Below are 22,029 nucleotides of genomic sequence, written 5' to 3'. Positions count from 1 at the left end.
ATCCGGCGGCCCGACGACCGCGTGACGGCCGCCCGGTCCGCGCGACGAACCGGACGCACGCGCCCATACTGAGGAGGACGGCAGCGGTCCCGGGTTGCGTACGGACGGGAATCGCGGTGGCGATGCAGCAGGTGCCCTTCGACGAAGTGACCACCAGTGCGGCGAGGGACGCCGGCGGGTGGCTGGGGGCCCTGCCGGTGGCCGTGGTCGCCACCAGCGCGGACGGGGCGATCGTCCGCTGGGACCACGCGGCGGAGGACCTGCTCGGCTACACCCCGCACGAGGTGCTCGGCCTGCACATCGCCGACCTGCTCCATCCGGGTGCGGACCGGAGCCTCGGCCGGTCGCTGTGGGAGGGCGCGGCCACCGGACGCGGCGTGATGGGCATGGTGACCGCGTGGCACAAGGACGGACGCCCGCTGGACCTGGAGATCTGGGCGTGTCCGGTCCCGGCCCGGCACCGGGGCGGCACGACGGTGCTCGTCTTCGCGGCGCAAGCGGAGGCCGCGCGGCGGATCCGCGGCTCGTCGGCGGTGTGGGACGGGCTGTTCGCCCGCTCCCCGGTCGGCATCGCCATCCTCGACACCCAGCTGCGGTTCCTCCGCGTCAACCCGGCACTGGAGGCCATGAACGGTCTTCCCCAGGCCGCCCACATCGGGCGCCGGCTCGTCGAGATCCTGCCCGACGTCAACGCCGCCGACATGGAGCGCGCGATGCGCCGGGCCCTCGACGAGGGAAGGCCCGTCCTGGACTCGCGCCGTACGGGCCGCACCCCGGCCGACCCGGACCGCGACCACGTGTGGTCCGGGTCGTACGTCCGGCTGCAGGACACCGACGGACGCCCCATCGGGGTGGCCGCCACCCTGATCGACATCACCGCCAAGGAACAGGCGCAGCTCGAGGCCGAGGCGGGCCGGCGCCACCTCGCCCTCGTCAACGAGGCCACGCTCAAGATCGGCACCAGTCTGGACCTGGAACGCACCGCACAGGAACTCGCCGACGTGTCCGTCCCCGACCTGGCGGACGCCGTCACCGTCGACGTCCTCGACAGCCTCGCCGCCGGCGGCGAGCTCGGCACCGGCCTGGTCGGCGGCGCCGTACTGCGCCGACTGGCCAAGGCGCCGCTCGCCGGATCCCCCGTCACGAACGTCCTCGCCCCGCTCGGACGCACGCTCGCCTTCCCGGCCAGCGCGCCCTACGCCCGGGCGCTCGGCGCCCACCGCCCGTACGTGATCGCCCGGTTCGACGAGCAGGCCATCGCCCCGGCGGCCGCTCACTCCTCCGCGCCCGCGGAGCTGCTCCGGCGGGGAGTGCACTCGTTCATGATGGTCCCGCTGCTGGCCCGAGGCGTGGTGCTCGGCCTCGCCACCTTCTACCGCACCCGCCCCGTCGGCCCCTTCACCGACAGCGAGGTCGCCCTCGCCGGCGACCTGGCGGCCCGCGCCGCCGTCTGCGTGGACAACGCACGCCTCTACCGCCGGGAACACGACACCGCCGCCGTGCTGCAGCGCAGCATGCTGCCGCAGCACATCACCCCGCCCCCGGGGATCGAGGTCGCCCACCGCTACCTGCCCGCCAGCGACGTCAACGAGGTCGGTGGCGACTGGTACGACGTCATCGCCCTGGACGACGGCAGGGCCGTGCTCGTCATCGGCGACGTGATGGGGCACGGCATCGCGGCCGCCGCGGTGATGGGGCGGCTCTCCGCGAGCGTCCGGGCCCTCGCCCGGCTCGACCTGTCATCCGAGGACCTGCTGTCCCAGCTGGAGGCCGCCCTGCACGACCTCGCCGAACCCATGCTCGCGACCTTCCTGTCCATCGTGGTCGACCCGGCCACCGGCCGCTGCAGCATCACCCGTGCGGGCCACCCGCCCCCCGCGGCCGTCGCCCCCGACGGCACGGCCCGCCTCCTGGACGTGCCGCCGGGACTGCCGCTCGGCGTCGGCGGCGTCCGCTTCACCACCACCGACATCACCCTGCCTCCCGGCAGCCTCCTCGTCCTGTACACCGACGGCCTCGTCGAGGCCCGCAGCAGCGACATCGACGCGCGCCTCGGCGAACTGACCGACCTGCTCGCCGAGCCCGGCCCGTCCCTGCCCGCCCTCTGCGACCGGCTGCTCACCCACCTCGTCCCGGCCTCCGCCGACGACGACATCGCCCTCCTCGTCGCCCGCATCACCGGCACCGCCTGAGCACCGGGTTCCGCCGCGCCGCCGGGGAGGTCAGTCGTGAGGGACGACGGCGACCGGCGCCCGGCTGTGGTGCAGCACCGAGTGCGTGACGCTCCCGATGTGCGCGCCCAGCGTGGACCCGCGGGTGCGCCTGCCGACCACCACGAGGCCCGCGTCGTCAGAGGCCTCCACCAGCTCCACCCCGGCCGATCCGACCACCACGCGCGCGGCCGCGGGCACGTCGGGGTGCTTCTCCCGCCAGGGTTCGAGGATCTCGTCGAGCGAACGCTCGATCCCAGGGGCCACGGCGGGCCGGACGTCCGGGACCATGGCGGGCCCGAGGGCGCCGTAGAGCGGGAGCTGCTGGGCGTACACGGCGTTCACGCCGGTGCTCCGCCGGGCCGCCTCCTCGAACGCGAACTCCAGGACGGCGTCCGCGGGCTCCTCCGCGTCGACCCCCACCGTGACCCGTCCGCGCGGGAAGGCGGTGCCGAGGGTGCGTACGAGCACGACGGGACGCCCGACGGCCCCGGCCACCGACAGGCCGACCGAGCCGACCAGGTAGCCGGCCACGCTGCCCAGCGCGCGTGAGCCCAGGACCAGCAGGTCACCCGTGTCGGCGGCGGCGACCAGACCCGGGACGGGACCCGAGGCCAGCACCCGGGTGGTCACCGGCAGTCCGGGACACGCGTCACGCAGCCGCCCGGCGGTCCGGGTGAGCAGTTCCTCGGCCCAGGACTCGTCAGGATCCGGCCACGGCTCCCTCGCGTGGACCAGATGGACACCGGTGCCGCGCAGCACCGCCTCGTTCGCCGCCCACTCGGCGGCGGCGTACGCCTGGTCCGTGCCGTCGACGCCGACCACGATGCCCTGCGTCATGATCCTCCACCTCCTGATGTGCTGTCGTCGCTCCCGTAGGTGAGCCGCGTACCGGAGACCGAGACGACTCCGTCGACCGTCGCGCACATGCGCTCGACGGCCGGGATCATGCCCCGGTACGCCACGGTTCCGCCGAGTTCCACGCGGCCGTCGCGCACCTCGACCGACAGGTCGGCCGGATCGAGCCCCAGCACGCCGCCGAGGACGTCCTCGGAGATCTCGCGGCGGATGTCCTCGTCCTCGCGCAGGAAGATCCCGAGCAGGTCGCCGCGGCTCACGATGCCGACCAGCCGGTCCGCTCCGTCGACCACGACGAGCCGTTTGACGCCCTGCACCTCCATGAGACGCGCCGCCTCCACGACGGTCCAGTCGGGACGGGCGCACACCGGTGGCGCCGACATCAGCTCCTCCGCGCGGATGCCCGCGGCCTTGGCCCGCTCCCATGCCTCGAGGCCCGGCACGGCCGGCAGGTCCGAGGGAGCGGCGGCCTGGTCCGCGGTCTTCCGCAGCAGGTCGCCCTCCGACACGACGCCGATCACCCGGTTCTCCGCGTCCACGACCGGCACGGCGGTCACCCGGTGCCGCGACAGCACGCGCACGACCTCCTTGAACGGTGCGTCGCCGCGGACACTCACCACCTCCCGGGTCATCAGCCCGGCGATCCTGCGATGACGCATCACCCGCTCCTTCCAGGCGCGGACGCACCCGCCCGTCGGCACCGGGGGAGCCGGCACCAGGCGGTCGGCGGAGCCGTTCCCGCCGGCGAGAGGCGGACAGTCGTCCTTGGGTGGATCCCCACACTGATGCGCGGACCCTCCCGGCGGCAGTGCCGAACGGTCCCCTTCCGGGACCGTTCGCCCCTACGGGGGGCCGGCCGGCGCGCCCGCGGGGCCGACCGGCCCTACCCCGGGCGGCGCGCCCGGTGGAAGCGTGACAGGGAGCCATCTCGTACGCGGAAGGCGGTGGGGACGATGGAATCGCCCGTGGTGACAGGCCCCGTGCTGACGAGCCCCGTGGTGACAGACCCCGTGGCGACGCGCCCCGTGGTGGTGGGCGTCGACGGTTCCGACGCCAGTCTCGCGGCCCTCGACTGGGCGGTCGACGAGACGACGCGGCACGGACGCCCGCTGCGGATCGTCTACGCCTCGCTCTGGGAACGGTACGAGGGCGTCGCATCGGCCCCCAGCCCCGAACGGCCCTCCGAACAGGTCCTCGCCGAGGACATCGTCGCCACGGCCGTGGCACGCGCCCGGCGCCGTGCACCCGCCCTCCCCGTCACCGCGGACGTCCTCGCCGAGGACGCCTCCCGCGCGCTGCTCCACGAAGGCCAGGAAGCGCTGCTGCTGGTCGTCGGGTCCCGCGGGCGGGGCGAGCTGGCCGACCTGCTCCTCGGATCCGTCGGCCTGATGGTGGCCGCCCGGGCCCCCGGCCCGGTCGTCGTCGTCCGTGGCGACCGGCACGCCCTGGAGGCGCGCCACCAGCGCGTCCTCCTGGGCGTCGGCGACCACGACGTGGACTCGCCGGCCGTCCGCTTCGCCTTTCGCGAGGCGGCGGTCCGGGACGCGGAACTCGACGTCGTGTCCACCTGGCGGCGCCCCGCCCACACGCCGGCCGGTCACCCGCTCCTGGCCGGTGAGCCCGGCGCGTACTTCGAGCACCGCGCCTCCGAGCTCCTGGACAAGGCGCTCGATCCGATCGCGCGTGAGTATCCCGGGGTACGCCTGCGCAGGAGCACGGTCGAGGGTCCCGCCCACGGCGTGCTGACCGAGCGCTCCGCCGCCGCCGACCTGCTGGTCGTCGGGGCGCGACGCCGGGACCGTCTCGTCGGCCTGGAACTGGGCAGGGTGGCGCACCGGGCACTGCATCACGCCTCGTGCCCGGTCGCCGTCGTCCCGCAGCACCTTCCCTCCCCTACGGAGGGAGACCAGTGATGAACGCCGCCGTCCGGCACCACATGAGCGACCTCGGCCGCCGCGTCGAGGCCCGGCGCACCCATCTCGGCCTGTCCCGCGAGGAGGTGGCCGAGCGATCCGGATCCACGCCCGGTTACATCGGCCTCCTGGAGGAGCAGCTGCCCAGCCCCGGGATCGAGTTCCTGGTCCGGCTCGCGAACGCGCTGGAGACCACCGTCCAGGACCTGACCGGGTACGCCGCGGACATCGCCCCGGGAACGGGGCGCGCCGGCCGTCACGCCACGATGGCGGGCATCGGCGAGGCCGAGTGCTGGCAGCTGCTCGACGACCACGGGGTCGGCCGGATAGCCGTCGTGGGGGACGACGGGCCGGAGATCTTCCCCGTGAACTACCAGGTGGTGGGCAGGGAGGTGCTGTTCCTGACGGCAGCGGACACGCCGCTCGCGAAAGCGGCGGCCGCCGGCGTGACGATCGCCTTCGAACAGGACCGCGTGGACGAGGCCTTCAGCCAGGGCTGGAGCGTCCTCCTCGTCGGCCCCGCGCACGGGGTGTCCGACCCGGCCACGGCCCGGACGCTCAGAGAGGCCGTCTACTCGACGCCGTGGGCCGGCGACGGGCGGGACGTCCTCGTCGTGCTCACCCCGCACCGGGTGACCGGACGCCGGATCCGGGTACAGGGCGCTCCGGGGGACGGGGCGGGGGCCGGCCGTTGAAGGGTAGGCGGGGGCCGGCCGTTGAAGGGTAGGAGCCGCCGGTACCGAGATGCCGCGTGCTCACGCCAAGGGCGGCACAGCTCACGCACGCCCAGCACTCCCAGGCTCGTGCCCAAGTGCCCCCGCCCAAGAGGGCCGGGCAGGCCACGACCGGGACCGACCGGCCCCGGCACTTACGGACCGACCGGCCCCGGCCCGCTGACCCCCTCGGCACTGGGGCGCACCCCGTCCCCGGCGTCACCGTGGGAAACGAGAGCTCCCGAACGGATCCGTCCGCCGGGTCCCGTACCGGGAGCCGCACACGAGGAGCGGAACGATGACCGGAGACAAGGTGGAACGCAGGCACAGCTTGATCCCCGACTTCAGCGACTGGTTCGACCGCGAGTTCCCGGGGCTGCCCGGTTGGCGCCCCGGCGCCGCCGCTCACTCCATCCCCGTGGAGGTCACCGGCGGCGACGGCGGTTACGTGCTGCGGGCCGAGCTGCCCGGGATGGAGCCGGAGGACATCACAATCACCGTCGACGACGACACGATCACCATCAGGGCGGAGCACGCCGAGAGCGAGGAGGACAAGGAGCACTCGGAGTTCCGCTACGGATCCTTCCGCCGGACCCTGCGGCTCCCCGCCGCCATCCCCGCCGACGACGTCGACGCCTCCTACCAGGACGGCATCCTCACCGTCCGCCTCCCGATGCCCCAGGAGAAGGCCCGGACCGCTCGCAGCATCCCGGTGAGGCGCGGGGAGAGGGGAGCGACGTCATGAACGCCAAGCGCGTGCTGGTCGCCTACGGGAGCAGGCACGGGGCGACCGCGGGCATCGCCGACGAGATCGGCAGGACGCTCCGCGCCGACGGCGTCGACGCGGTCGTCCTGCCGGCCGACACGGTCACCGACGTGAGCGACTACGACGGTGTCGTGCTGGGTGGCGCCCTGTACGCCGGACGCTGGAACGGCAAGGCCCGCCGCTGCGCCCGGCGCAACGGGGACCAGCTGCGGAACCGGCCCGTCTGGCTCTTCAGCAGCGGCCCCGTGGACAGCTCGGCCGAACAGCGGGACATCCCGCCCGCGCCCGGTGTCGCGCGCCGGATGAAGAAGCTGGGAGCGCGCGAGCACATCACCTTCGGCGGCGCCGTGACCGCCGAGACGCCCGGACGTTTCGCCCGATCCATGGTCCGCCACGGCAAGGGCGGGGACTTCCGCAATCCGGCACGGATCCAGGAATGGGCGCACCACATCGGAAAGGACCTCGGCGCCATGCGCTGAGCGGTCAGGCGCTGAGCGGTCATGCGCTGAGCGGTACGGGTGCGGCGGCCGCCCTCCCGCCCCGGGTTCATCCCGGAGGCGGGAGGGCGGTCTCGTTACGCTTCTCGTTACGCTTCGTCCTCGGCGGCGGTGAGGTCGCACCGCACGTCCACCACGCCCTCGACGGCCCGGGCCAGCCGTTCCGCCACGGGGATGAGAGCGCCGTCGCGGACCTGTCCGGACAGGACCACCACGCCGCCGTCGACCCGGACGTCGACCCGCTGCCCCGAGAGCGGGAACAGGCGCTCGACGACCTCCCGCCGCACCTCCGCGGCGAGCTCGTCGTCCGGGCGCAGGAAGACCTTGAGGAGGTCGGACCTGCTCACGATTCCCTGGATCGTGCCGCTCGCGTCGACGACCGGCAGCCGCTTCACCCGGTGGGTGGCCATGAGGCGTGCGGCCCGCGGCAGCGACGCGCCGGGCGTGACGGTGACGGCGGGCGAGGTCATCAGGTCCTCGGCCCGGCGCGAGCCGGCCTTGGCCGTCGCGTCGAGCCGCCGTAGCTGTTCGACGAGGCCCAGACGGTGGTCGTGCAACTCCTCCTTGAGGAGCAGGTCCGCCTCGGAGACGACGCCGAGGACGCGGCCTTCGCCCGCGATGACGGGGACGGCGGTCACCTTCCACCGCTGCATCGTGGTGACGATCTCCTTGAAGTCCGCGCCGGGCAGGACCGCGACGACCTTCTTGGTCATGACGTCGGCGACGGTGAACGGCTGTGGGGTCATCGCTCGCTCCTCACGTGCGCAGTCGGCGTGCCGTCGCCGCGGCGACGGCCGCGGAGACGGCCTCGCCGACCGACGGGTCCTGCGAGCACAGCTCCCTGACGGCCCACCCGTCGAACTCGAGGGCGTGGACCTCGGTGGTTGCCGTGGCACTGAGGCGCCACAGGTATGGCGGCTCCAGCCACGAGCAACCGAGCAGGTCGCCCGACACGAGCGTGTCGACAGGAGCGTGGTGCCGGCCGGGAATGCGTCGGTCCAGGACGACTCGACCCGCTTCTATGATCCAGAAGCGGTCGGCATGCTGCCGCTCGTGGAAGATGCGGGTGTCCGCGGGGAACCGGACCGGGCGGGACCGTTGCAGGAGCCGCTCGCGCGCCTCCGGAGAGAGTTCGTTCAGCAGCATCCTCATGGTGCTCATGACGTGCCTCCAGCCCTCACCCACAGGCTGCCGCCGGGCGGCGTGCGCCGGGAGGGCCGCACGGGTCCCCCATGGGTCCCGATCGGCCCGGTCCGGCGGACCGCAACGGCCACGGAAGTCCGTACACGGCAGCCGGTCCACGGAAGTCCGTGCACGGCAGCCGGTCCATGGCGGTCCGTACACGGCCGCCCGTCCATGGTCTTCCGTCCACAACCTTCCGCCTACGGCTTCCCGCCTACGGCTTCCCGTGCGCGGGAAGCCGTCCGCGCCGGCGGCTTCCCGGGCGAACCGGTCCCGGTTGCGGCGCCCGAGGTTCGCGGAACCCTGGAAGGGACCGACGGGCCGGTCGGCCCCGGTTGTGGGCCGGTCGGCACATGCGCCGTCGCGGCGTGACGGCCGAGCCTGGGCGTGCCGCACATCCGCACCTGTGACAGAAGGGTGGGTGCCATGAAGGCAGCCGTCTTCCGGGGGCCGGGCGCCGCCCACGCCGCCCACTCCGCCGGCGCATCCGCCGCGTCAGGTGCCCCGTGAACGGTTCACCTCCGGGGGCTCCTCCAGGGGCTGCGCTGCCCCGAGCGGTCGTCCTCGACACCGACGGCGTGCTGCTCGACTCCGCCGTCGTCCACGCGGCGGCGTGGAAGACGGCGTTCGACGCCTGCCTCGACGAGCTGGCGCCCGCGCCGGGGGACTGGGTGCCGTTCGACGCGGACGCCGACTACCGGAGGTTCGTCGACGGCAGGTCGCGCTACGACGGGGCCAGGGCGTTCCTGACGGCCCGAGGGATCCGCCTGGGACCCGGGGAGCCGGGCGACCCGCCCGGCTGCGGGACGGTCTGGGCGGTCGCGGCCCGCAAGGAGGCGGCCTTCCTGGACCGGCTGGCCACACAGGGGGTCGCCGCCTTCGACGACGTCGTGACGGCCCTCGGCGCTCTCCGTTCGCTCCATGTGCCGTGCGCCGCCGTGTCGGCGTCCCGCCATGCCCGGGCGCCGATCACCGCCGCCGGGCTGGACCCGTACCTCGCGGCCGTCGTCGACGGAGGGGACGCCGCCCGGCTCGGTCTGCCCGGAAAGCCGGACCCCGCGCTCTTCCTGCACGCGACCGGGCTGCTCGGTGCGGACCCGAGCGGCACCGCGGTCGTCGAGGACGCGCTCGCCGGTGTCCGGGCGGCTCGTCACGGCGGCTTCGGTCTCGTCGTCGGCGTCGACCGCACCCCGGACGGCCACGACACCGCCGCTCTGCGGGAGCAGGGCGCCGACCTGGTCGTCACCGATCTCGCGGAGCTGGTCCGCGAAGTGTGGGGCGAGCGCGCATGAGCACGGGGTGGACGTGGCGGTACGACCGGTACGAGCCGGAACGTGAACAGCTCGTCGAGGCGCTCTGCACCCTCGGCAACGGGCGCTTCGCCACCCGGGGTTCCGCCCCCGAGTGCGCCGCCGGCGGCGCCCACTACCCGGGCACCTACCTGGCCGGCTGCTACGACCGGCGCACGTCGGCCGTCGCCGGTGCGGAGGTCGAGAACGAGGACCTCGTCAACCTCCCGAACTGGACGCCGCTGTCCTACCGCTGCCTGCCGGACGACGGACCGCCGGGCGCATGGCTGACGCCGGACGCCGACGCCCTGCGGCACCACGACGTACAGCTCGACCTGCACGGGGGAGTGCTCACCCGGAGCATGCTCTTCCGGGACGCCCGTGGCCGCGGACTGCGCGTCGGCCACACCCGCATCGTGCACATGGGAGAAGCACACCTGGCGGCCCAGCAGACCGTGTTCCGTGCCTACGGCTGGAGCGGAGCCGTCGAGGTGAAGAGCATGCTCGACGGCGCCGTCGCCAATTCCGGCGTGCCACGCTACCGCCACCTGGAGAAGAACCACCTCCGAGAACACCGGACCGGGTTCACCCCCGACGGCGTCTCCTGGCTCACCTGCCGTACGGCCGACCCGGGCTTCCGGATCGCCCTCGCCGTCCGCACCGTCACCCGCCCCGCCCGTCCCGCACGGGAGACCGCCACGAGCACCGGCACCGTACAGACCTACCGCCTGCCGATCGGCCCCGGCCGCTCGGCGACGGTGGTGAAGACACTGGCCCTGCGCGCGTCGACGGACCGCCCGGCCACCGATCCGCTCGCGGCGGCCCGCGACGACCTCGCCCTGGCCCCCGACTTCCCCCGGCTCCTCACCGGTCACCGGGCGGCCTGGCAACGCCTCTGGGAACAGGGCGAGTTGGACGTGCCGGGGGAGGCGGGCCGCATCCTGCGTCTGCACCTCTTCCACGTCCTGCAGACGCTCTCCCCCCACACGGCCGACCTGGACGTGGGCGTGCCCGCCCGTGGTCTGCACGGCGAGGCGTACCGGGGCCACGTCTTCTGGGACGAGCTGTTCGTCCTGCCCTACCTGGACCTCCACTTCCCCGAGGTGGCCAGGTCCCTGCTCCTGTACCGGCACCGGCGGCTCCCGGCGGCGCGCGAGGCGGCCCGCCGGGCCGGCGGCGTCGGCGCCATGTACCCCTGGCAGAGCGCCAGTTCCGGCCGGGAAGAGACCCAGGAACTGCACCTCAACCCGCGCTCCGGACGCTGGCTGCCCGACTTCTCCCGGCTCCAGCGGCACGTGGGTTCGGCCGTCGCCCACAACGTGTGGCGGTACGCGCAGACCACCGGAGACCGTGGATTCCTGCACTCCGCCGGCGCCGAGATCCTGCTGGAGATCGCCCGCCACTGGGCCGGGGCAGCGGCCTTCGACCCCGGCACGGGGCGCTACCGGATCCGTGGGGTCGTGGGCCCCGACGAGTACCACGACGCCTATCCCGGCGCCACGGTCCCCGGCATCGACGACAACGCCTACACCAACGCCACCGCCGCCTGGGTGCTCGCCCGCGGCCTCGACCTGCTCGCCGAACTGCCCGAGGCCCGCCGCTCGGAACTCTCGGAACGACTGTCCCTGGACACGGGCGAACTCACCCGCTGGGACGACGTGTCCCGCCGCATGTACGTGCCGTTCCACCAGGGCGTGGTGAGCCAGTTCGAGGGCTACGGGGACCTCGCGGAGCTCGACTGGGAGGCGTACCGGAGCCGTTACGGGGACATCCGCCGCCTCGACCGGATCCTGGAGGCCGAGGGCGACACGGTCAACCGCTACCAGGCGTCGAAGCAGGCCGACACCCTCATGCTCGGCTACCTCTTCCGGCCCGCCGAGCTGTACGACCTGTTCGGCCGGCTCGGCTACGAGCTCGACGACGAGGTGTGGCGGGCGACGGTCTCGTACTACCTGCGGCGCACCAGCCACGGCTCGACGCTCAGCAGCCTCGTCCACGGCTGGGTGCTGGCCCGGCAGCTGGGCGCCGAGGCCTGGCGGTACTGCGAGGAGGCCCTGCTCGCCGACGTGGCCGACGTCCAGGGCGGCACGACCGGGGAAGGCATCCACCTCGGGGCGATGGCCGGCACGATCGACCTGGTCGAACGCGGGATCACCGGCCTGGAGACGGGACCGGAAGGGCTCCGGGTGGCTCCGGTGGCCCTCGCGGAGATCCCCCGCTTCACCTTCACCCTGTGCGTCGGACGCCATCGAGGAGTGCGCCTGCGGATGCTCCCCGGGCGGCTGGCGGTCCGGGTGCCCGCCTCGCCCGAGGGCCCGCTCGCCGTCGTGCTCCCCGGCGGCCGGCGGCTCACCGTGGAGGCCGGACAGGAGCGTTGGTTCCGCCTGTGAGAAGCGCCTTACCCCCTGAGAAGAGGATCAGCTGAGAAGAGGATCAGCCGAAGGTGAGCACGTCGGCGACGGGCCGGCGCGGTGTGGCCTGCCCCTCGGGGCCGTAGCCCAGGCGGATCACCATGTGGACGAAGCCGATGGCCGAGCCGGGATCGCGGGCGTCGGAACGCAGTTCCGGCCATTCCAGCGGCTGGGACATGAGGGAGGTGGCAAGGCCGTCGAGGGTGGCCTGCAGAAGGACCCGTTGCATCGCCTGACCGGCCTTCAGCCAGTCCCGCGGCGTGTCCCCGACCGTGCCGAGCAGCGCGATCTGCGGCCTCTTCTCGAAGCGCGCCGACACCCGGCCAGGCACCCGTCCCGGAGCGCCGAAGTCCCTGACGGGCGAGGTCACGTCGTACTGCCTCGGACCGAAGGCGTACGAGGGAATGCCCTCGGCGCCGGAACCTTCTCCCGGCGCGCCGGTGCGCGTCCAGGCGGCGATCTCCGCGCGGACGGCCTCGTCCGCCGCCTCGAACAGCTCGGAGGTGTGCACGAGGTCCATGACGGTGTCGGTGTGCCACGCCCCGGGTACGACGAGCCGGCAGCCCTCCAGCAGGGCCGCGGCCCGCAGCCCGCCGATCACCTCGTAGGGGACCTGCTCCTCGGTGAAGGGGAAGCGGCTGGTGTGCCGGCGTCGCAGCGCGGCATGCAGCGCGTCCAGTTCGCCGTCGGCGTCGTCGGGACCGTCGAGGCGCACGTCGGCGAGGTGCCAGGGGTCGTCCGGAGTGGGCAGCAGCCGGACCGCGGGATGCCTGCCGCGGTGCGCGGCGGCGACCCGCAGCCCGAACAGCGCGGCGCCGCACCCCAGGTGCAGGGCACGGTGGTCCGGGTCCTCGCGCGGCATGCCGCGCGACGGATCGCCGTGCAGCTCGATGACGCCGCTGCCCGCCCTGCAGACGAACTTCCACGGCTGTGCGTTGTGCATGGAGGGAGCCGTGACGGCGTCTTCGATCAGCGAGGTCACGAGTGGTCGGGTCAGAGTGGTGGCAGTCACGGTTCGTCCCCTCTGAGGTGGGTCACCAGGTCGGTCACCAGGTCGATCACCAGGTTGGGTCACCAGGCGATGTCGTGCGGCGTCCGGGTGGCGGACGTGAGACGCGTGTCGTCCTCGTGCCAGGTCAGCCGGTCCACGACGGCGACGACGCCGTCCACCCGCTCGGCGAGCCCCACGAGCATCAGGGCCTGGCTGCGCCGACGCACCCGGCCGGCCAGCGTCACCACGCCGTCCATGACGTGCGCGTCGACCGCGTCCCCGGGCAGGTCCATGGCATCCGTGAGGACGTCCTCACGGATCCGGCGCCGGATCTCCGCGTCCGGCCGGAGGTAGACGCAGAGCAGGTCACGGCGGGTCACGATGCCCACCAGCCGTTCCTCCACGTCGACCACGGGAAGACGCTCGACCCCGAGGCGCACCATCAGCCGCGCCGCGTCGGCCACCGTCTCCTCGGCGTGGACCGTGACGGCCGGCGTCGTCATCAGGGCCCGTGCGGTCAGCTCGCGGTGGGCCAGGAGGTCGCTCTCGGAGACGACGCCGACGACGTGGTCGTCCTCGTCCACGACCGGGACCCCGCTGATCTCGTGCTCGGCGAGCAGCCTGGCGATCTCCCGGAACGACGTCCCGGGGACGGCGGAGACCACGTCGCCGGTCATGAGCCCGCCGATCTTCATGTGCTTCATCGCCGGGCCTCCTGTTCGAGGGCGAGGGTTCGGACGGTGTGCGCCGTCCCGCGTCACCACCCTCCGTCGCGCGCACGGGGCCGGGGAGGGGCCGAATGGTCCACCCTCGGGACCGAACGGGCTCGTCACCGCCGCTCCGGCGGCCGGTCCCGACCCCGGTGGGGACCTTCGGGCCCCGGCCTTGCCCCCAGCGGCCCTGCGGCAGGCCGGGACCAGCTGCCAGAGTGGAGGGAAGCGCTCGGACCGCGTGGAGAACGGTGCGGAGAACGGTGCGTGGAGAACGGTGTGAGGAGGAGCCATGGGCGGAACGACAGCTCGTCCCGGCCTCGGCAGGATCGTCGTCGGCGTCGACGGATCACCGTCCGCACGGACCGCGGCGATGTGGGCGGCGGACGAGGCCGCCCTCCGCGGCAGCTCCCTGTGCCTCCTCCACGCGGCGGACACGGACGCACCGGCCCCGTTCCTGCCGCAGCCGGAGATCGTCAGGATCCGGCAGGCGGGCCGGGAACTGCTCGACCGGACCGCCGGGGCGATCGCCGCGCGCCACCCCGAGCTGGCGGTCGTCACGGAACTCGCCGACGGCGCCGCCGCCGCCAGTTTGCGCCGAGCCGCCGCCCTGACCGGCACGATCGTCGTCGGCCACCGCGGACTCGGCGGATTCTCCTCCCTGCTGCTCGGATCGGTCGGTCTGGAGGTCGCGGCCGCCGCGACCACCCCCGTGATCGTGGTGCGCGGGGCCGCGGAGCCCGTCGAGGCCGGCGTGGTCCTCGCGGCCGTACGGAACGAGGCCGACGTGGGCTGTGCCCGCGCGGCGGCCGGCGAGGCCCTGCTGCGCAAGGTGCCGCTGCGGCTGCTGCACATCTGGGGCACGCCGCTGTCCGCCGGTTCGCGCGCCGTGCTGCGCAACGGTGGCGAGGAAACCGCCCGCGGTCACGTGCACGTCCTCGCCGAGATCTCCGACCGGATCCGGGAGGAGTTCCCGGACCTGACCGTGTACGCCGACGGCCAGAAGAGCCACAGCGTGCCCGGCGCTCTCGTCGAGGCATCGCGCCATGCGGACCTGCTGGTCAGCGGCGGTCGACGGTCGCCCGGCTACCTCGGTCCCACCATCGGACGGACCACGCTCGGCCTGCTGCAGCACGCCCACTGCCCCGTGGAGCTCATTCCCCGGAGCGGGCCGGGACACGGCAGCACGTGAGGACACGCGCCACGTGAGGACACGCGCCCACGTGAGGGCACCAAGAAGCACGTGAGGAAGGCACCAAGCTGAACTACCGCGAAGGGGCGCCCTTCTCGTGGTCGTGCTGGGGGTGCTCGGGGTGCTCCTGGTGCTCGTGTGCCTGCGCGGCGATGACGGCTGCCTGGACGCGGCGTTCCACGCCGAGTTTGCCGAGCAGCCGGGAGATGTGGTTCTTGACGGTCTTCTCCGACAGGTAGAGCCGCTTGGCGATCTGCCGGTTGGTGAGGCCTTCGCCGATCAGTTCGAGTACGGACCGCTCCCGCTCGGACAGCCCGGTGAGCCGTTCGTCCTCCGGCGGCTTCGCGGCCTCGGGGTCCCGGAGCGAGTGCATCAGCCGGGCGGTCGTCGCGGGGTCCAGCATCGACTGCCCGGTGGCCACGGTCCGTACCGCCGACACGAGGTCGGAGCCCTTGATCTGCTTGAGGACGTAGCCGGCCGCCCCGGCCATGATGGCGTCGAGCAGGGCGTCCTCGTCGTCGAACGAGGTCAGCATCAGGCAGGCGAGCCCGGGCATCCGGGAGCGGAGCTCCCGGCACACCGAGATGCCGTCGCCGTCCGGCAGCCGTACGTCGAGAACCGCCACGTCCGGCCGCAGGGCCGGACCTCTGGCCAGAGCCTGCTCCGCCGTCGACGCCTCGCCGACCACCTCCAGGTCGGGCTCGTCGTCGAGCAGGTCGCGCAGGCCCCGGCGGACGACCTCGTGATCGTCCACGAGGAACACCCGCGTGGCTGTGGCGGCTGTCGGCAGATCGGTCATGGCGGTCCCTGCGGTCGGTCGGTGGGTCCGTACCCGCCCCCACGAGGATTGTCCGTCATCCGCCGTCCTCAGTCCTCATGGGCGTCGAGGTCCATCCGGACGTCGACGACACCCTCCACCGCGCGCACGGCCCGTACGGTCAGCGGTACCAGGGACCGGTCGGCGAGCACGCCACGCACGGTGGCCACGCCCTCCCGCACCGAGATGTCCAGCCCTGCCGGTGCGGCCGGCTCGCCGAGGACGGAACGGCGGATGTCCTCCTCGATCTCGGCGTCCGGGCGGAGGAAGACCTTCAGCAGGTCGCTCCGGCTGACCACGCCCTCCAGCATGCCGAGGTCGTTGACCACCGGCAGGCGCTTCACCCTCCGCTTGGCCATGATCCGGGCCGCCTCGGCGAGCGTGGCGTCCGCATGGACGGTCACGGCCGGGCTCGACATGAGCTCCCCGGCACGCAGGGCCGCGGCCTTGGAGGCCTCGCCGAACTCGTCCGGGCGGGGCTCCACCTGCCGGAATTCCTCCTTCGGCAGGAGGTCCGCCTCCGAGACGACCCCGACGACGCGTCCTTCTCCTTCGAGGACGGGCAGGGCGCTCACCTTCCACTCGTCCAGGAGCGCGACGATCTGCTTGTAGGGCGCGTCACGGCCGACCGCGATGGCGGTGTGGGTCATGACGTCGCTGACGGTGTAGGGCGATGCGGGCATGACGTCCTCCTGCGGCGGAGACGGGGCGGCGCGGATCACGTACCCGCTGCCGTGTGCCGTACGGGGGCCGGATGTCCGCCATCCGCATTCATGCGGAGGCCGGGCCCTCGTCGTCGTTCTTCCTCCGCTCTCAGTCTCAGCCCGCGCCCGCGCCGGGGTGGAGGGCTGGACGGCCCCCTTTTCGGGTACCGCTCGGCCTTGCCCGACGGCGGGAGTCAGTCGAAGAGGGCGACGACTCCGTTCACCCAGACCGCGAGGAACGCAAGGGCCCCCACCAGGCAGCCGACGCCCGCCAGCACACCGCCGACCGTCCGCGGCAGCGAGGGCGCCTCGTACTCCGCCTCCAGGCCGTCCCGGTACGACGCCGGATCGTCCCAGTCGACGGGGTGCCCCAGCTCCTCGGCGCATGCGGTCCGCACCGCGACCAGCTGCCCCTCCGCGAAGGCAGTGGCGGCCATGCCCTCCGGGCCGCGCCAGGCGAGAGCCCTCATCCGCCACTCCGGAGACCCGTACCGCGCCTCGAAGGCCGCGGTCTCGTCCGCGTCGCGGTCCTCTTCGAGGTACATCCAGCGTCCGGCCTCCGCGGCGTCACCGTAGAGCCGGTACACCTCGGCCAGACGCCGGCGGAGCGTCAGGTCGTACGGGAAGGACGAAACGAGCCCGCGCAAACGCTGACGCGCGACGGGGACCCGGCCGGCGGCCAGGTCCGCGTCGACTCGGGCAAGGGTCTCTCTCAGGGACATGAACGCATGATCGGGTACGGCACCGACGCACGTCGACCGGGTTTGCCGCCCGGCAGCGGCTCGCTTCCGACGGGCGATGGCGGTGCGGGCGGACTCCTCGTGCGCGTGCTGCGGGCGGAGTTCGAGGCGGGCCTCTCGGTGACCGCTCACGGTGACCGCTCCCCGGGGCGGAAGAGCGGTCAGCAGCCTTCGCCGTCATCCCATCAGTCGTCCGCGCACCGAGCGGGCCGCCCGTTGCACCGCGGAGCGGGTCTCCGGGGTGTGGTCGACGGCCTCGAAGCCGTGGTGGGCCGTGGGGACGTCGATGCGTTCGACCTCGGCGCCGGTCTCCTCCGCGACCGCGAGGAAGTGGTCGACCGTCGCCCGGAACATCGGGTGCTCCAGACCCGCCCTGGTCAGCACGACCGGCGGGGACGCCGCCGTCATCCGGTCCGCCGGACGGAACCGGTCCTCCACCCGGCGCCAGTCCGGCAGCGGTGCCAGGACGGGATAGTTCAGGGCCACGCAGCGCAGCCACGGCGGCGGGGCCGCGAGCCAGTCGGCCGCGAGCAGGCCACCGGCCGAGAAGAACCACAGGGCGATCCGGTCGGCGTCGACCCGCGGGTCGGCGCGCACCAGCTCCACCGCTTCGGCGACGTCGTCCGCCGCCAGCGGATAGTCCGCGAAGCCGTACAGCCGGTGGTCCAGGGTCGCCCCGACCAGGCCGAGGCCCGCCGCAAGACGGCCGTAGCCGAGGAAGAACGGCGAGTCCCGGGGCGTCGGCACCTGCTCCGGAGTGACCGGGCCGCCGTGCACGAACAGTACGGCGGGGCGCGGTCCTTCGGCCTCCGGGAGGTGGAGGTCCACCCGGCCCCGGCGCTCGCGCGGGCGCTCCGGCACGTCGAGCACGAAGGAGCCGCCGTCGGCGGGCGGCGCGGAGTCGGGGAGCTTCAGGCGCACGCCCCCGTCGGCCGCCGCCCGGCGCAGGACGTCGGCGAGCGGGCCGGGTGCGGAGAGCATCGGCCAGTGGCCGGTGGGGAGTTCGAAGAAGCCCACATCGGGACCGGCGAGCGCGCGGAAGCGGGGCGGCCCCGACGCCACCAGCATCTCGACCATGGAGACCGACCCGCCGTTGGCCGTGCACAGCACACCGGTCACCGGCCGGTCGAACGGGCTGCCGGTCAGCCGCAGCGGCTCGGTGAGGGTCCGCACCGGCTGCGGCGCGGCCAGCCGGTCGAGGCGTGCGACGGCCTCCTCGGTCAGCCCCTCCGTACTGCCCCAACGGCCCCACCCCGCACCCGAGGGCGCCGGGACCAGACCGGTCCCGTCCGCTTGCCCCACGGCGGACGGGTCCGGCACGAAGGCGCTCGCCGGGTCGCCGTCCGCCGGCATCCCCGCATCCAGGTACACCACCCGGGCGCACCGCCCGGGCCGCCGGTCCGCGGCCCCGAGCACCGGATGGATCCCGTAGTCGTGGCCGACGAGCACCACCCGGTCGTGCCCGTCGGCCGCGGCCCCGTCGACCGCCCGCAGCACGTCCTCGACATGCGTCTCCAGACCGGTCCCGTCCGCCGCCGTCCCACCGGCCGATGTCCCGCCGGCCGTCGGCCCAGCGGCCGTCGGCCCACCGACCGATGTCCCGCCGGTGGCCATCCCGTCCCCGCCCGCCATGCCGGTCAGCGTCACCGGATACGCGGCGGCCCCGGCCTCCCGCAGCAGCGCCGCGGTCTCCTCCCAGACCCACCCGCCGGTGAAGGGCCCCGACACCAGCACGAAAGCGGTCATCGTCGCCTTCCTCTCCTCGTCCCGTCCGTCCGTTCCGTACGCGGGGCACCGTAGGAACTCCCGCTGGGGGAGGTTCAAGTACGCGCCGTCGTAGGCTCGTGCCCATGGGTCTGGACATCACGGTGCTGATCGCCGACTGGTCGTGGCTGAGCGCGGCTCCCGCTCCGGAGCGGCCGGGGCTGCTGCGTGACGCGTGGTACGACGACGCGACCGGGTTCTGGGAAGCCGACGCACCCGTCACCGACGGCGGCTGGATCCTGCCGCGCGGCCCGCACCAGGACCGTTTCGCACTCTACGAGTTCACGCGGACCACCGGTTCGTTCAAGCCGCACTTCTGGGCCGGCAGCCGCTGGGAAGACATCCGCGACCACGTCGACCGGTCCCTGCGCGCCGACCTGGACACCGTGCTGCACGGCCTGATCTGGGACGGCTTGGAGGGAGTCGAACTCCGTGTCGAGCACGAGGTGTTCGGCGACGGGCCCGAGGCCTACGGCGTGCTCCTCGCCCGCACGCCGGCCGGCGTCCGGGAACTCGCCGCCGCCTGGGACCGGGCGGCGAGGAGGCCGCCCGGACTCGGCGTGCTGCGGGCACCGTTCGACGCGTACGCCGCCGATCCCACCGGCTGGGTCGGCGAGTTCGGCGAGTTCGAACTGCTGCTGCGGGACTGGGGCCTGATCCTCACGGAGGCGGCTCGCAGGGGCTGGGCGGTCGTGGGGCTCAGTGAGTAGCCCCGGCGGCGGGCAGCGAGGCGCGGGGCGAGGCCTGGCATCAGGCGCGGGAGCCCGTGCGGGGCGAGGCGCGGGGTCCGGCGCGGAGAGAGGCCCGGGGTCAGGCGCGGGAGCCGGCGCCGGGGCAGACCCGGGATCAGGCGACGGGCTGTGGAGCATCGGCGAACTCGCCGAGCGCGCCGGAACCACCGTCAAGACCGTCCGCTTCTACTCCGACCGCGGCCTTCTGCCCGAGACCGGCCGCACCGGCGGCGGGCACCGGCGCTACGGGCCCCCGGCACTGGAGCGGCTACGGCTGATCCGCTCGCTGCGCACCCTCGACCTGCCGGTGACCGACGTGGGCCGCGTCCTCGACCAGGACGACGCGCTCGAGGACGTCGTCGCGCGCCGGCTGCGCGAGGTCGGAGGCCGGCTCACCGCGCTGCGCTGGCACGAGGCCTCGCTGCGGCTCCTCCAGGACTGCCCTCCGTCTGACCGTGCCGAACGGCTCCGGCTGCTCGGCGGGTTGTCCACGCCGCCCGACACGACCGCGCTCGCCCGGTTCTGGCGGCGCACCCTGCCCGTCCGGTTCCCGGCGCGGCTCGCGGCCTCGGTGGTGGAGGCGGCCGTGCCGCAGCCGCCGGACGATCCCACGCCCGCGCAGGTACTGGCCTTCGCGCGGCTGCACGACCTGGTCGCCGCGGCGCCCGCACCCGCCGTCCATCTGGCGGACGTGGACCATCGGCCGGCCACGCTCTACGCCGGGCTCGCGGAGGCGTACGAGCTGGCCGCCACCGAACGGGCCGCCGCGGAGCGGGCCCTTGCCGAACGGGCCACCGGCGTACGAGCAGACGGCGAACCCGCAGAGGAGGCCGGGACAGTCCTCGGCCGGACAGCCGGCGAGCGGACAGTCGGCGGCCGGACAGTCCTCGGCCGGACAGCCGGCGAGCGGACAGTCGGCGGCCGGGCAGTCCTCGGCCGGACAGCCGGCGAGCGGACAGTCGGCGCTTCGGCCGGTGAACCCCCGCCGCCCGCCCCGGGAGGCCAGGCCCTCGGCCGCTTCGTGACCGCCTACGCCGACGCGCTCGGCGCGCGTGACACCCCGGCCTTCCGTCGCCGGCTCGCCGGACTCCTCGTCGCCGGCGCCGATCCGCTGATCGGCCGCTACTGGCAGCTCGCCGGCGAACTCCGCGGGACGGCGGACGGCCCCACCGTCGGAGCCGTCCACGGCCGCCTGTGCCTCGCCCTCAAATCGGACCTCACGCGGCCGGAGCGGGCCGAGTCCGTCCGGGCATGGGGCGAGTGAATCCAGAATGGGCCCCTCTCAGGCGAGGAGGGCCGCCGTGCACTGCTCGGTGAGGTCCTCGGCGTGCGGGGGCAAGGGGTCGCCCGCGCGCAGGTGACGGCGGACCACGGTCAGCGGGAGCTCGACGAGCGCCAGGGCGACGCGGTCCCGGGCCTGCTCGTCGTGGGCGCCCAGCGCCTCCGCCAGGCGGGCGAGCGCGGCGAACACGCGGCTGTTGCCGGCGTCGGCGCGTCGCACGTGCTCCTCGGACCAGTCGCTGCGGCCGAAGTCGGCGGCGCCGTACAGGAGGAGGGCCGCCTCGTCCGGGTGCTCGCGGCACCAGGCCACGACGTGCCGCGAGGCCGCGCGGGCGGCCCTGCGCGGGTCCGGTTCTCCGGTCAGGACCGCGAAATAGCCCTCCTGGAAGCGCTCCACGGTACGCAGCCACACCTCGGCGAGCAGTGCCGTGCGTCCCGGGAAGCGGTGGTACATCGAGCCGCTGGGCGCGCCGACGGCCTGGGCCACGGCCGACATGGTCACGGCGGCGGGGCCGCCGGAGGCCGCGAGCAGGACGGCTGCGTCGAGGAGCTGGTCCGTGTCGAAGCGGGGTGGTCTCGCCATGAATCAGAGAGTACCCTCCAATTAATTGGAGAGAGGTCTCCAATACTTCTCAGGGGAGGACCCATGGGCGTCTACAACGTGCACGAGCGCCTGCTGCCGGTGAAGGAGAGCGAGGTGGGCGCGCTCATCGACGGCCTGGCGAGCGGTGAGGGCGACCGGCTCTGGCCGGGCGCCTCCTGGGCGCCGATGGAATTCGACCGCCCGCTGTCCGCCGGCGCGCGGGGCGGCCACGGGCCCGTGCGCTACACCGTGGCCGGATACGCCCCCGGGCGCTGGATCCGCTTCGAGTTCACCGGGCCCCGCGGCTTCCACGGCTTCCACGAACTGGCCGTGCTCCCCGACGGCCCGGACCGGACGCGGCTGCACCACACCCTGGCCATGGAGGTCAGGGGCCTGGCCCGGCTGACCTGGCCCCTGGCCTGGCGTCCGATGCACGACGCCTGCCTGGAGGACGGCCTCGACCGCGCCGAACTCGCCGGCACCGGCGCCGTACGGCGGCCGGCCCGCTGGTCGCCGTACGTCCGCCTGCTCCGCGCCGCGGCCGGCGCCGCGACGCGCCTGAAGGCGGGTCGCCAGGGACGGCCCGCGGACGGGCGCTAGGCCGTCTCTTCCGGATCTTGGCCGGGTCCGCGGCGTCCGGCACGGCACCTCGCCGCGTTGCCGAAACGCACAGAGAG

General features: G+C 74.1%; 22 protein-coding genes. 11 read left to right on the top strand and 11 right to left on the bottom strand.

All coding sequences use genetic code 11. The features are described 5' to 3' along the window. The first annotated feature begins 122 nt into the window (after positions 1-122). Positions 123-2,192, top strand: coding sequence for a SpoIIE family protein phosphatase (locus ACFWJO_RS18845; RefSeq protein ID WP_386866653.1), 2,070 nt, complete (start codon positions 123-125; stop codon positions 2,190-2,192). Between the two features lie 30 nt (positions 2,193-2,222). On the opposite strand, the gene ACFWJO_RS18840 is transcribed toward ACFWJO_RS18845, so the two are convergent. After that, entirely contained in the window at positions 2,223-3,050 is an 828-nt protein-coding gene (locus tag ACFWJO_RS18840; RefSeq protein ID WP_386866469.1) for a universal stress protein, read from the bottom strand. Then, positions 3,047-3,727 carry a CBS domain-containing protein gene (locus ACFWJO_RS18835; RefSeq protein ID WP_386866467.1) on the bottom strand — a complete coding sequence of 227 codons (681 nt, stop codon included), beginning with the start codon at positions 3,725-3,727 and terminating at the stop codon, positions 3,047-3,049. Before ACFWJO_RS18835 ends, ACFWJO_RS18840 begins: the two co-directional genes overlap by 4 nt. Positions 3,728-4,078: 351 nt before the next feature. Here ACFWJO_RS18835 and ACFWJO_RS18830 point away from each other — a divergent pair, with 351 nt between their 5' ends. The 4 genes from ACFWJO_RS18830 (at position 4,079) to ACFWJO_RS18815 (ending at position 6,939) form a co-directional block, all read left to right on the top strand. Next, positions 4,079-4,981, top strand: coding sequence for a universal stress protein (locus tag ACFWJO_RS18830; protein ID WP_386866465.1), 903 nt, complete (start codon positions 4,079-4,081; stop codon positions 4,979-4,981). Continuing rightward, positions 4,981-5,676, top strand: a complete 696-nt coding sequence (locus ACFWJO_RS18825) for a helix-turn-helix domain-containing protein (RefSeq protein ID WP_386866463.1) — start codon at positions 4,981-4,983, stop codon at positions 5,674-5,676. Before ACFWJO_RS18830 ends, ACFWJO_RS18825 begins: the two co-directional genes overlap by 1 nt. 316 nt (positions 5,677-5,992) lie before the next feature. Further along, positions 5,993-6,439, top strand: a complete 447-nt coding sequence (locus ACFWJO_RS18820; RefSeq protein ID WP_386866461.1) for an Hsp20/alpha crystallin family protein — start codon at positions 5,993-5,995, stop codon at positions 6,437-6,439. Continuing rightward, positions 6,436-6,939 (top strand): flavodoxin domain-containing protein, encoded by a 504-nt coding sequence (locus tag ACFWJO_RS18815; protein WP_386866459.1) that lies wholly within the window; start codon positions 6,436-6,438, stop codon positions 6,937-6,939. Before ACFWJO_RS18820 ends, ACFWJO_RS18815 begins: the two co-directional genes overlap by 4 nt. Before the next feature lie 107 nt (positions 6,940-7,046). Here the strand turns inward: ACFWJO_RS18815 and ACFWJO_RS18810 are convergent, their stop codons facing one another. Both ACFWJO_RS18810 and ACFWJO_RS18805 read right to left on the bottom strand, forming a co-directional pair. Beyond that, positions 7,047-7,703: a CBS domain-containing protein gene (locus ACFWJO_RS18810; protein WP_386866457.1), complete on the bottom strand. Its 657-nt coding sequence runs from the start codon at positions 7,701-7,703 to the stop codon at positions 7,047-7,049. Positions 7,704-7,713: 10 nt separating this feature from the next. Then, positions 7,714-8,118, bottom strand: a complete 405-nt coding sequence (locus ACFWJO_RS18805; RefSeq protein WP_386866455.1) for a cyclic nucleotide-binding domain-containing protein — start codon at positions 8,116-8,118, stop codon at positions 7,714-7,716. A 527-nt stretch (positions 8,119-8,645) separates the two neighbouring features. On the opposite strand from ACFWJO_RS18805, the gene ACFWJO_RS18800 reads away from it, so the two are divergent. Continuing rightward, entirely contained in the window at positions 8,646-9,431 is a 786-nt protein-coding gene (locus tag ACFWJO_RS18800; protein WP_386866453.1) for an HAD family hydrolase, read from the top strand. Further along, a complete protein-coding gene (locus ACFWJO_RS18795; protein WP_386866451.1) occupies positions 9,428-11,818 on the top strand; it encodes a glycoside hydrolase family 65 protein in 2,391 nt (796 codons plus the stop codon). The genes ACFWJO_RS18800 and ACFWJO_RS18795 overlap by 4 nt, the downstream gene beginning before the upstream one ends. Before the next feature lie 43 nt (positions 11,819-11,861). Here ACFWJO_RS18795 and ACFWJO_RS18790 read toward each other — a convergent pair whose 3' ends face one another. Both ACFWJO_RS18790 and ACFWJO_RS18785 read right to left on the bottom strand, forming a co-directional pair. Then, the gene (locus tag ACFWJO_RS18790) at positions 11,862-12,851 is read right to left on the bottom strand and encodes an Acg family FMN-binding oxidoreductase (protein WP_386866449.1); all 990 of its coding nucleotides are present in this window, start codon (positions 12,849-12,851) and stop codon (positions 11,862-11,864) included. A gap of 59 nt (positions 12,852-12,910) precedes the next feature. Further along, positions 12,911-13,534 (bottom strand): CBS domain-containing protein, encoded by a 624-nt coding sequence (locus ACFWJO_RS18785; RefSeq protein WP_386866447.1) that lies wholly within the window; start codon positions 13,532-13,534, stop codon positions 12,911-12,913. 298 nt (positions 13,535-13,832) lie between these two features. Between ACFWJO_RS18785 and ACFWJO_RS18780 the strand changes: the two genes are divergently transcribed. Continuing rightward, on the top strand, positions 13,833-14,732 hold the full coding sequence (locus ACFWJO_RS18780; RefSeq protein WP_386866445.1) for a universal stress protein: 900 nt from the start codon (positions 13,833-13,835) through the stop codon (positions 14,730-14,732). A gap of 73 nt (positions 14,733-14,805) precedes the next feature. Here ACFWJO_RS18780 and ACFWJO_RS18775 read toward each other — a convergent pair whose 3' ends face one another. From ACFWJO_RS18775 to ACFWJO_RS18760, 4 genes are all read right to left on the bottom strand, one after another. Next, positions 14,806-15,531: a response regulator gene (locus ACFWJO_RS18775; RefSeq protein WP_386866443.1), complete on the bottom strand. Its 726-nt coding sequence runs from the start codon at positions 15,529-15,531 to the stop codon at positions 14,806-14,808. 68 nt (positions 15,532-15,599) lie between these two features. Next, positions 15,600-16,232 carry a CBS domain-containing protein gene (locus ACFWJO_RS18770; protein ID WP_386866441.1) on the bottom strand — a complete coding sequence of 211 codons (633 nt, stop codon included), beginning with the start codon at positions 16,230-16,232 and terminating at the stop codon, positions 15,600-15,602. Positions 16,233-16,447: 215 nt separating this feature from the next. After that, positions 16,448-16,975, bottom strand: a complete 528-nt coding sequence (locus ACFWJO_RS18765) for a DUF6584 family protein (RefSeq protein ID WP_386866439.1) — start codon at positions 16,973-16,975, stop codon at positions 16,448-16,450. Between the two features lie 195 nt (positions 16,976-17,170). Beyond that, positions 17,171-18,739 (bottom strand): alpha/beta fold hydrolase, encoded by a 1,569-nt coding sequence (locus ACFWJO_RS18760; protein WP_386866437.1) that lies wholly within the window; start codon positions 18,737-18,739, stop codon positions 17,171-17,173. Between the two features lie 104 nt (positions 18,740-18,843). Between ACFWJO_RS18760 and ACFWJO_RS18755 the strand changes: the two genes are divergently transcribed. Continuing rightward, positions 18,844-19,467 carry a hypothetical protein gene (locus ACFWJO_RS18755; protein WP_386866435.1) on the top strand — a complete coding sequence of 208 codons (624 nt, stop codon included), beginning with the start codon at positions 18,844-18,846 and terminating at the stop codon, positions 19,465-19,467. Then, on the top strand, positions 19,460-20,752 hold the full coding sequence (locus tag ACFWJO_RS18750; protein WP_386866433.1) for a MerR family transcriptional regulator: 1,293 nt from the start codon (positions 19,460-19,462) through the stop codon (positions 20,750-20,752). The genes ACFWJO_RS18755 and ACFWJO_RS18750 overlap by 8 nt, the downstream gene beginning before the upstream one ends. A gap of 18 nt (positions 20,753-20,770) precedes the next feature. On the opposite strand, the gene ACFWJO_RS18745 is transcribed toward ACFWJO_RS18750, so the two are convergent. Continuing rightward, positions 20,771-21,352, bottom strand: a complete 582-nt coding sequence (locus tag ACFWJO_RS18745) for a TetR/AcrR family transcriptional regulator (protein ID WP_386866431.1) — start codon at positions 21,350-21,352, stop codon at positions 20,771-20,773. Between the two features lie 63 nt (positions 21,353-21,415). On the opposite strand from ACFWJO_RS18745, the gene ACFWJO_RS18740 reads away from it, so the two are divergent. Continuing rightward, positions 21,416-21,952, top strand: a complete 537-nt coding sequence (locus ACFWJO_RS18740; protein WP_386866429.1) for an SRPBCC family protein — start codon at positions 21,416-21,418, stop codon at positions 21,950-21,952. Positions 21,953-22,029 lie beyond the last annotated feature (77 nt).

This window comes from Streptomyces sp. NPDC127092, from assembly GCF_042722475.1.
GTDB lineage: Bacteria > Actinomycetota > Actinomycetes > Streptomycetales > Streptomycetaceae > Streptomyces.
Note: the sequence above shows the minus strand (reverse complement) of the source record. Positions and strands in the feature narration are given on the sequence as shown.

What these genes read in the sequence shown, in the direction of transcription:
- ACFWJO_RS18845 (WP_386866653.1), top strand. Translation starts at nt 123, where the DNA reads ATGCAGCAGGTGCCCTTCGACGAAGTGACCACCAGTGCGGCGAGGGAC.
- ACFWJO_RS18840 (WP_386866469.1), bottom strand. Translation starts at nt 3,050, where the DNA reads ATGACGCAGGGCATCGTGGTCGGCGTCGACGGCACGGACCAGGCGTAC.
- ACFWJO_RS18835 (WP_386866467.1), bottom strand. Translation starts at nt 3,727, where the DNA reads ATGCGTCATCGCAGGATCGCCGGGCTGATGACCCGGGAGGTGGTGAGT.
- ACFWJO_RS18825 (WP_386866463.1), top strand. Translation starts at nt 4,981, where the DNA reads ATGAACGCCGCCGTCCGGCACCACATGAGCGACCTCGGCCGCCGCGTC.
- ACFWJO_RS18820 (WP_386866461.1), top strand. Translation starts at nt 5,993, where the DNA reads ATGACCGGAGACAAGGTGGAACGCAGGCACAGCTTGATCCCCGACTTC.
- ACFWJO_RS18815 (WP_386866459.1), top strand. Translation starts at nt 6,436, where the DNA reads ATGAACGCCAAGCGCGTGCTGGTCGCCTACGGGAGCAGGCACGGGGCG.
- ACFWJO_RS18810 (WP_386866457.1), bottom strand. Translation starts at nt 7,703, where the DNA reads ATGACCCCACAGCCGTTCACCGTCGCCGACGTCATGACCAAGAAGGTC.
- ACFWJO_RS18805 (WP_386866455.1), bottom strand. Translation starts at nt 8,118, where the DNA reads ATGAGCACCATGAGGATGCTGCTGAACGAACTCTCTCCGGAGGCGCGC.
- ACFWJO_RS18795 (WP_386866451.1), top strand. Translation starts at nt 9,428, where the DNA reads ATGAGCACGGGGTGGACGTGGCGGTACGACCGGTACGAGCCGGAACGT.
- ACFWJO_RS18785 (WP_386866447.1), bottom strand. Translation starts at nt 13,534, where the DNA reads ATGAAGCACATGAAGATCGGCGGGCTCATGACCGGCGACGTGGTCTCC.
- ACFWJO_RS18780 (WP_386866445.1), top strand. Translation starts at nt 13,833, where the DNA reads ATGGGCGGAACGACAGCTCGTCCCGGCCTCGGCAGGATCGTCGTCGGC.
- ACFWJO_RS18775 (WP_386866443.1), bottom strand. Translation starts at nt 15,531, where the DNA reads ATGACCGATCTGCCGACAGCCGCCACAGCCACGCGGGTGTTCCTCGTG.
- ACFWJO_RS18770 (WP_386866441.1), bottom strand. Translation starts at nt 16,232, where the DNA reads ATGCCCGCATCGCCCTACACCGTCAGCGACGTCATGACCCACACCGCC.
- ACFWJO_RS18765 (WP_386866439.1), bottom strand. Translation starts at nt 16,975, where the DNA reads ATGTCCCTGAGAGAGACCCTTGCCCGAGTCGACGCGGACCTGGCCGCC.
- ACFWJO_RS18760 (WP_386866437.1), bottom strand. Translation starts at nt 18,739, where the DNA reads ATGACCGCTTTCGTGCTGGTGTCGGGGCCCTTCACCGGCGGGTGGGTC.
- ACFWJO_RS18755 (WP_386866435.1), top strand. Translation starts at nt 18,844, where the DNA reads ATGGGTCTGGACATCACGGTGCTGATCGCCGACTGGTCGTGGCTGAGC.
- ACFWJO_RS18745 (WP_386866431.1), bottom strand. Translation starts at nt 21,352, where the DNA reads ATGGCGAGACCACCCCGCTTCGACACGGACCAGCTCCTCGACGCAGCC.
- ACFWJO_RS18740 (WP_386866429.1), top strand. Translation starts at nt 21,416, where the DNA reads ATGGGCGTCTACAACGTGCACGAGCGCCTGCTGCCGGTGAAGGAGAGC.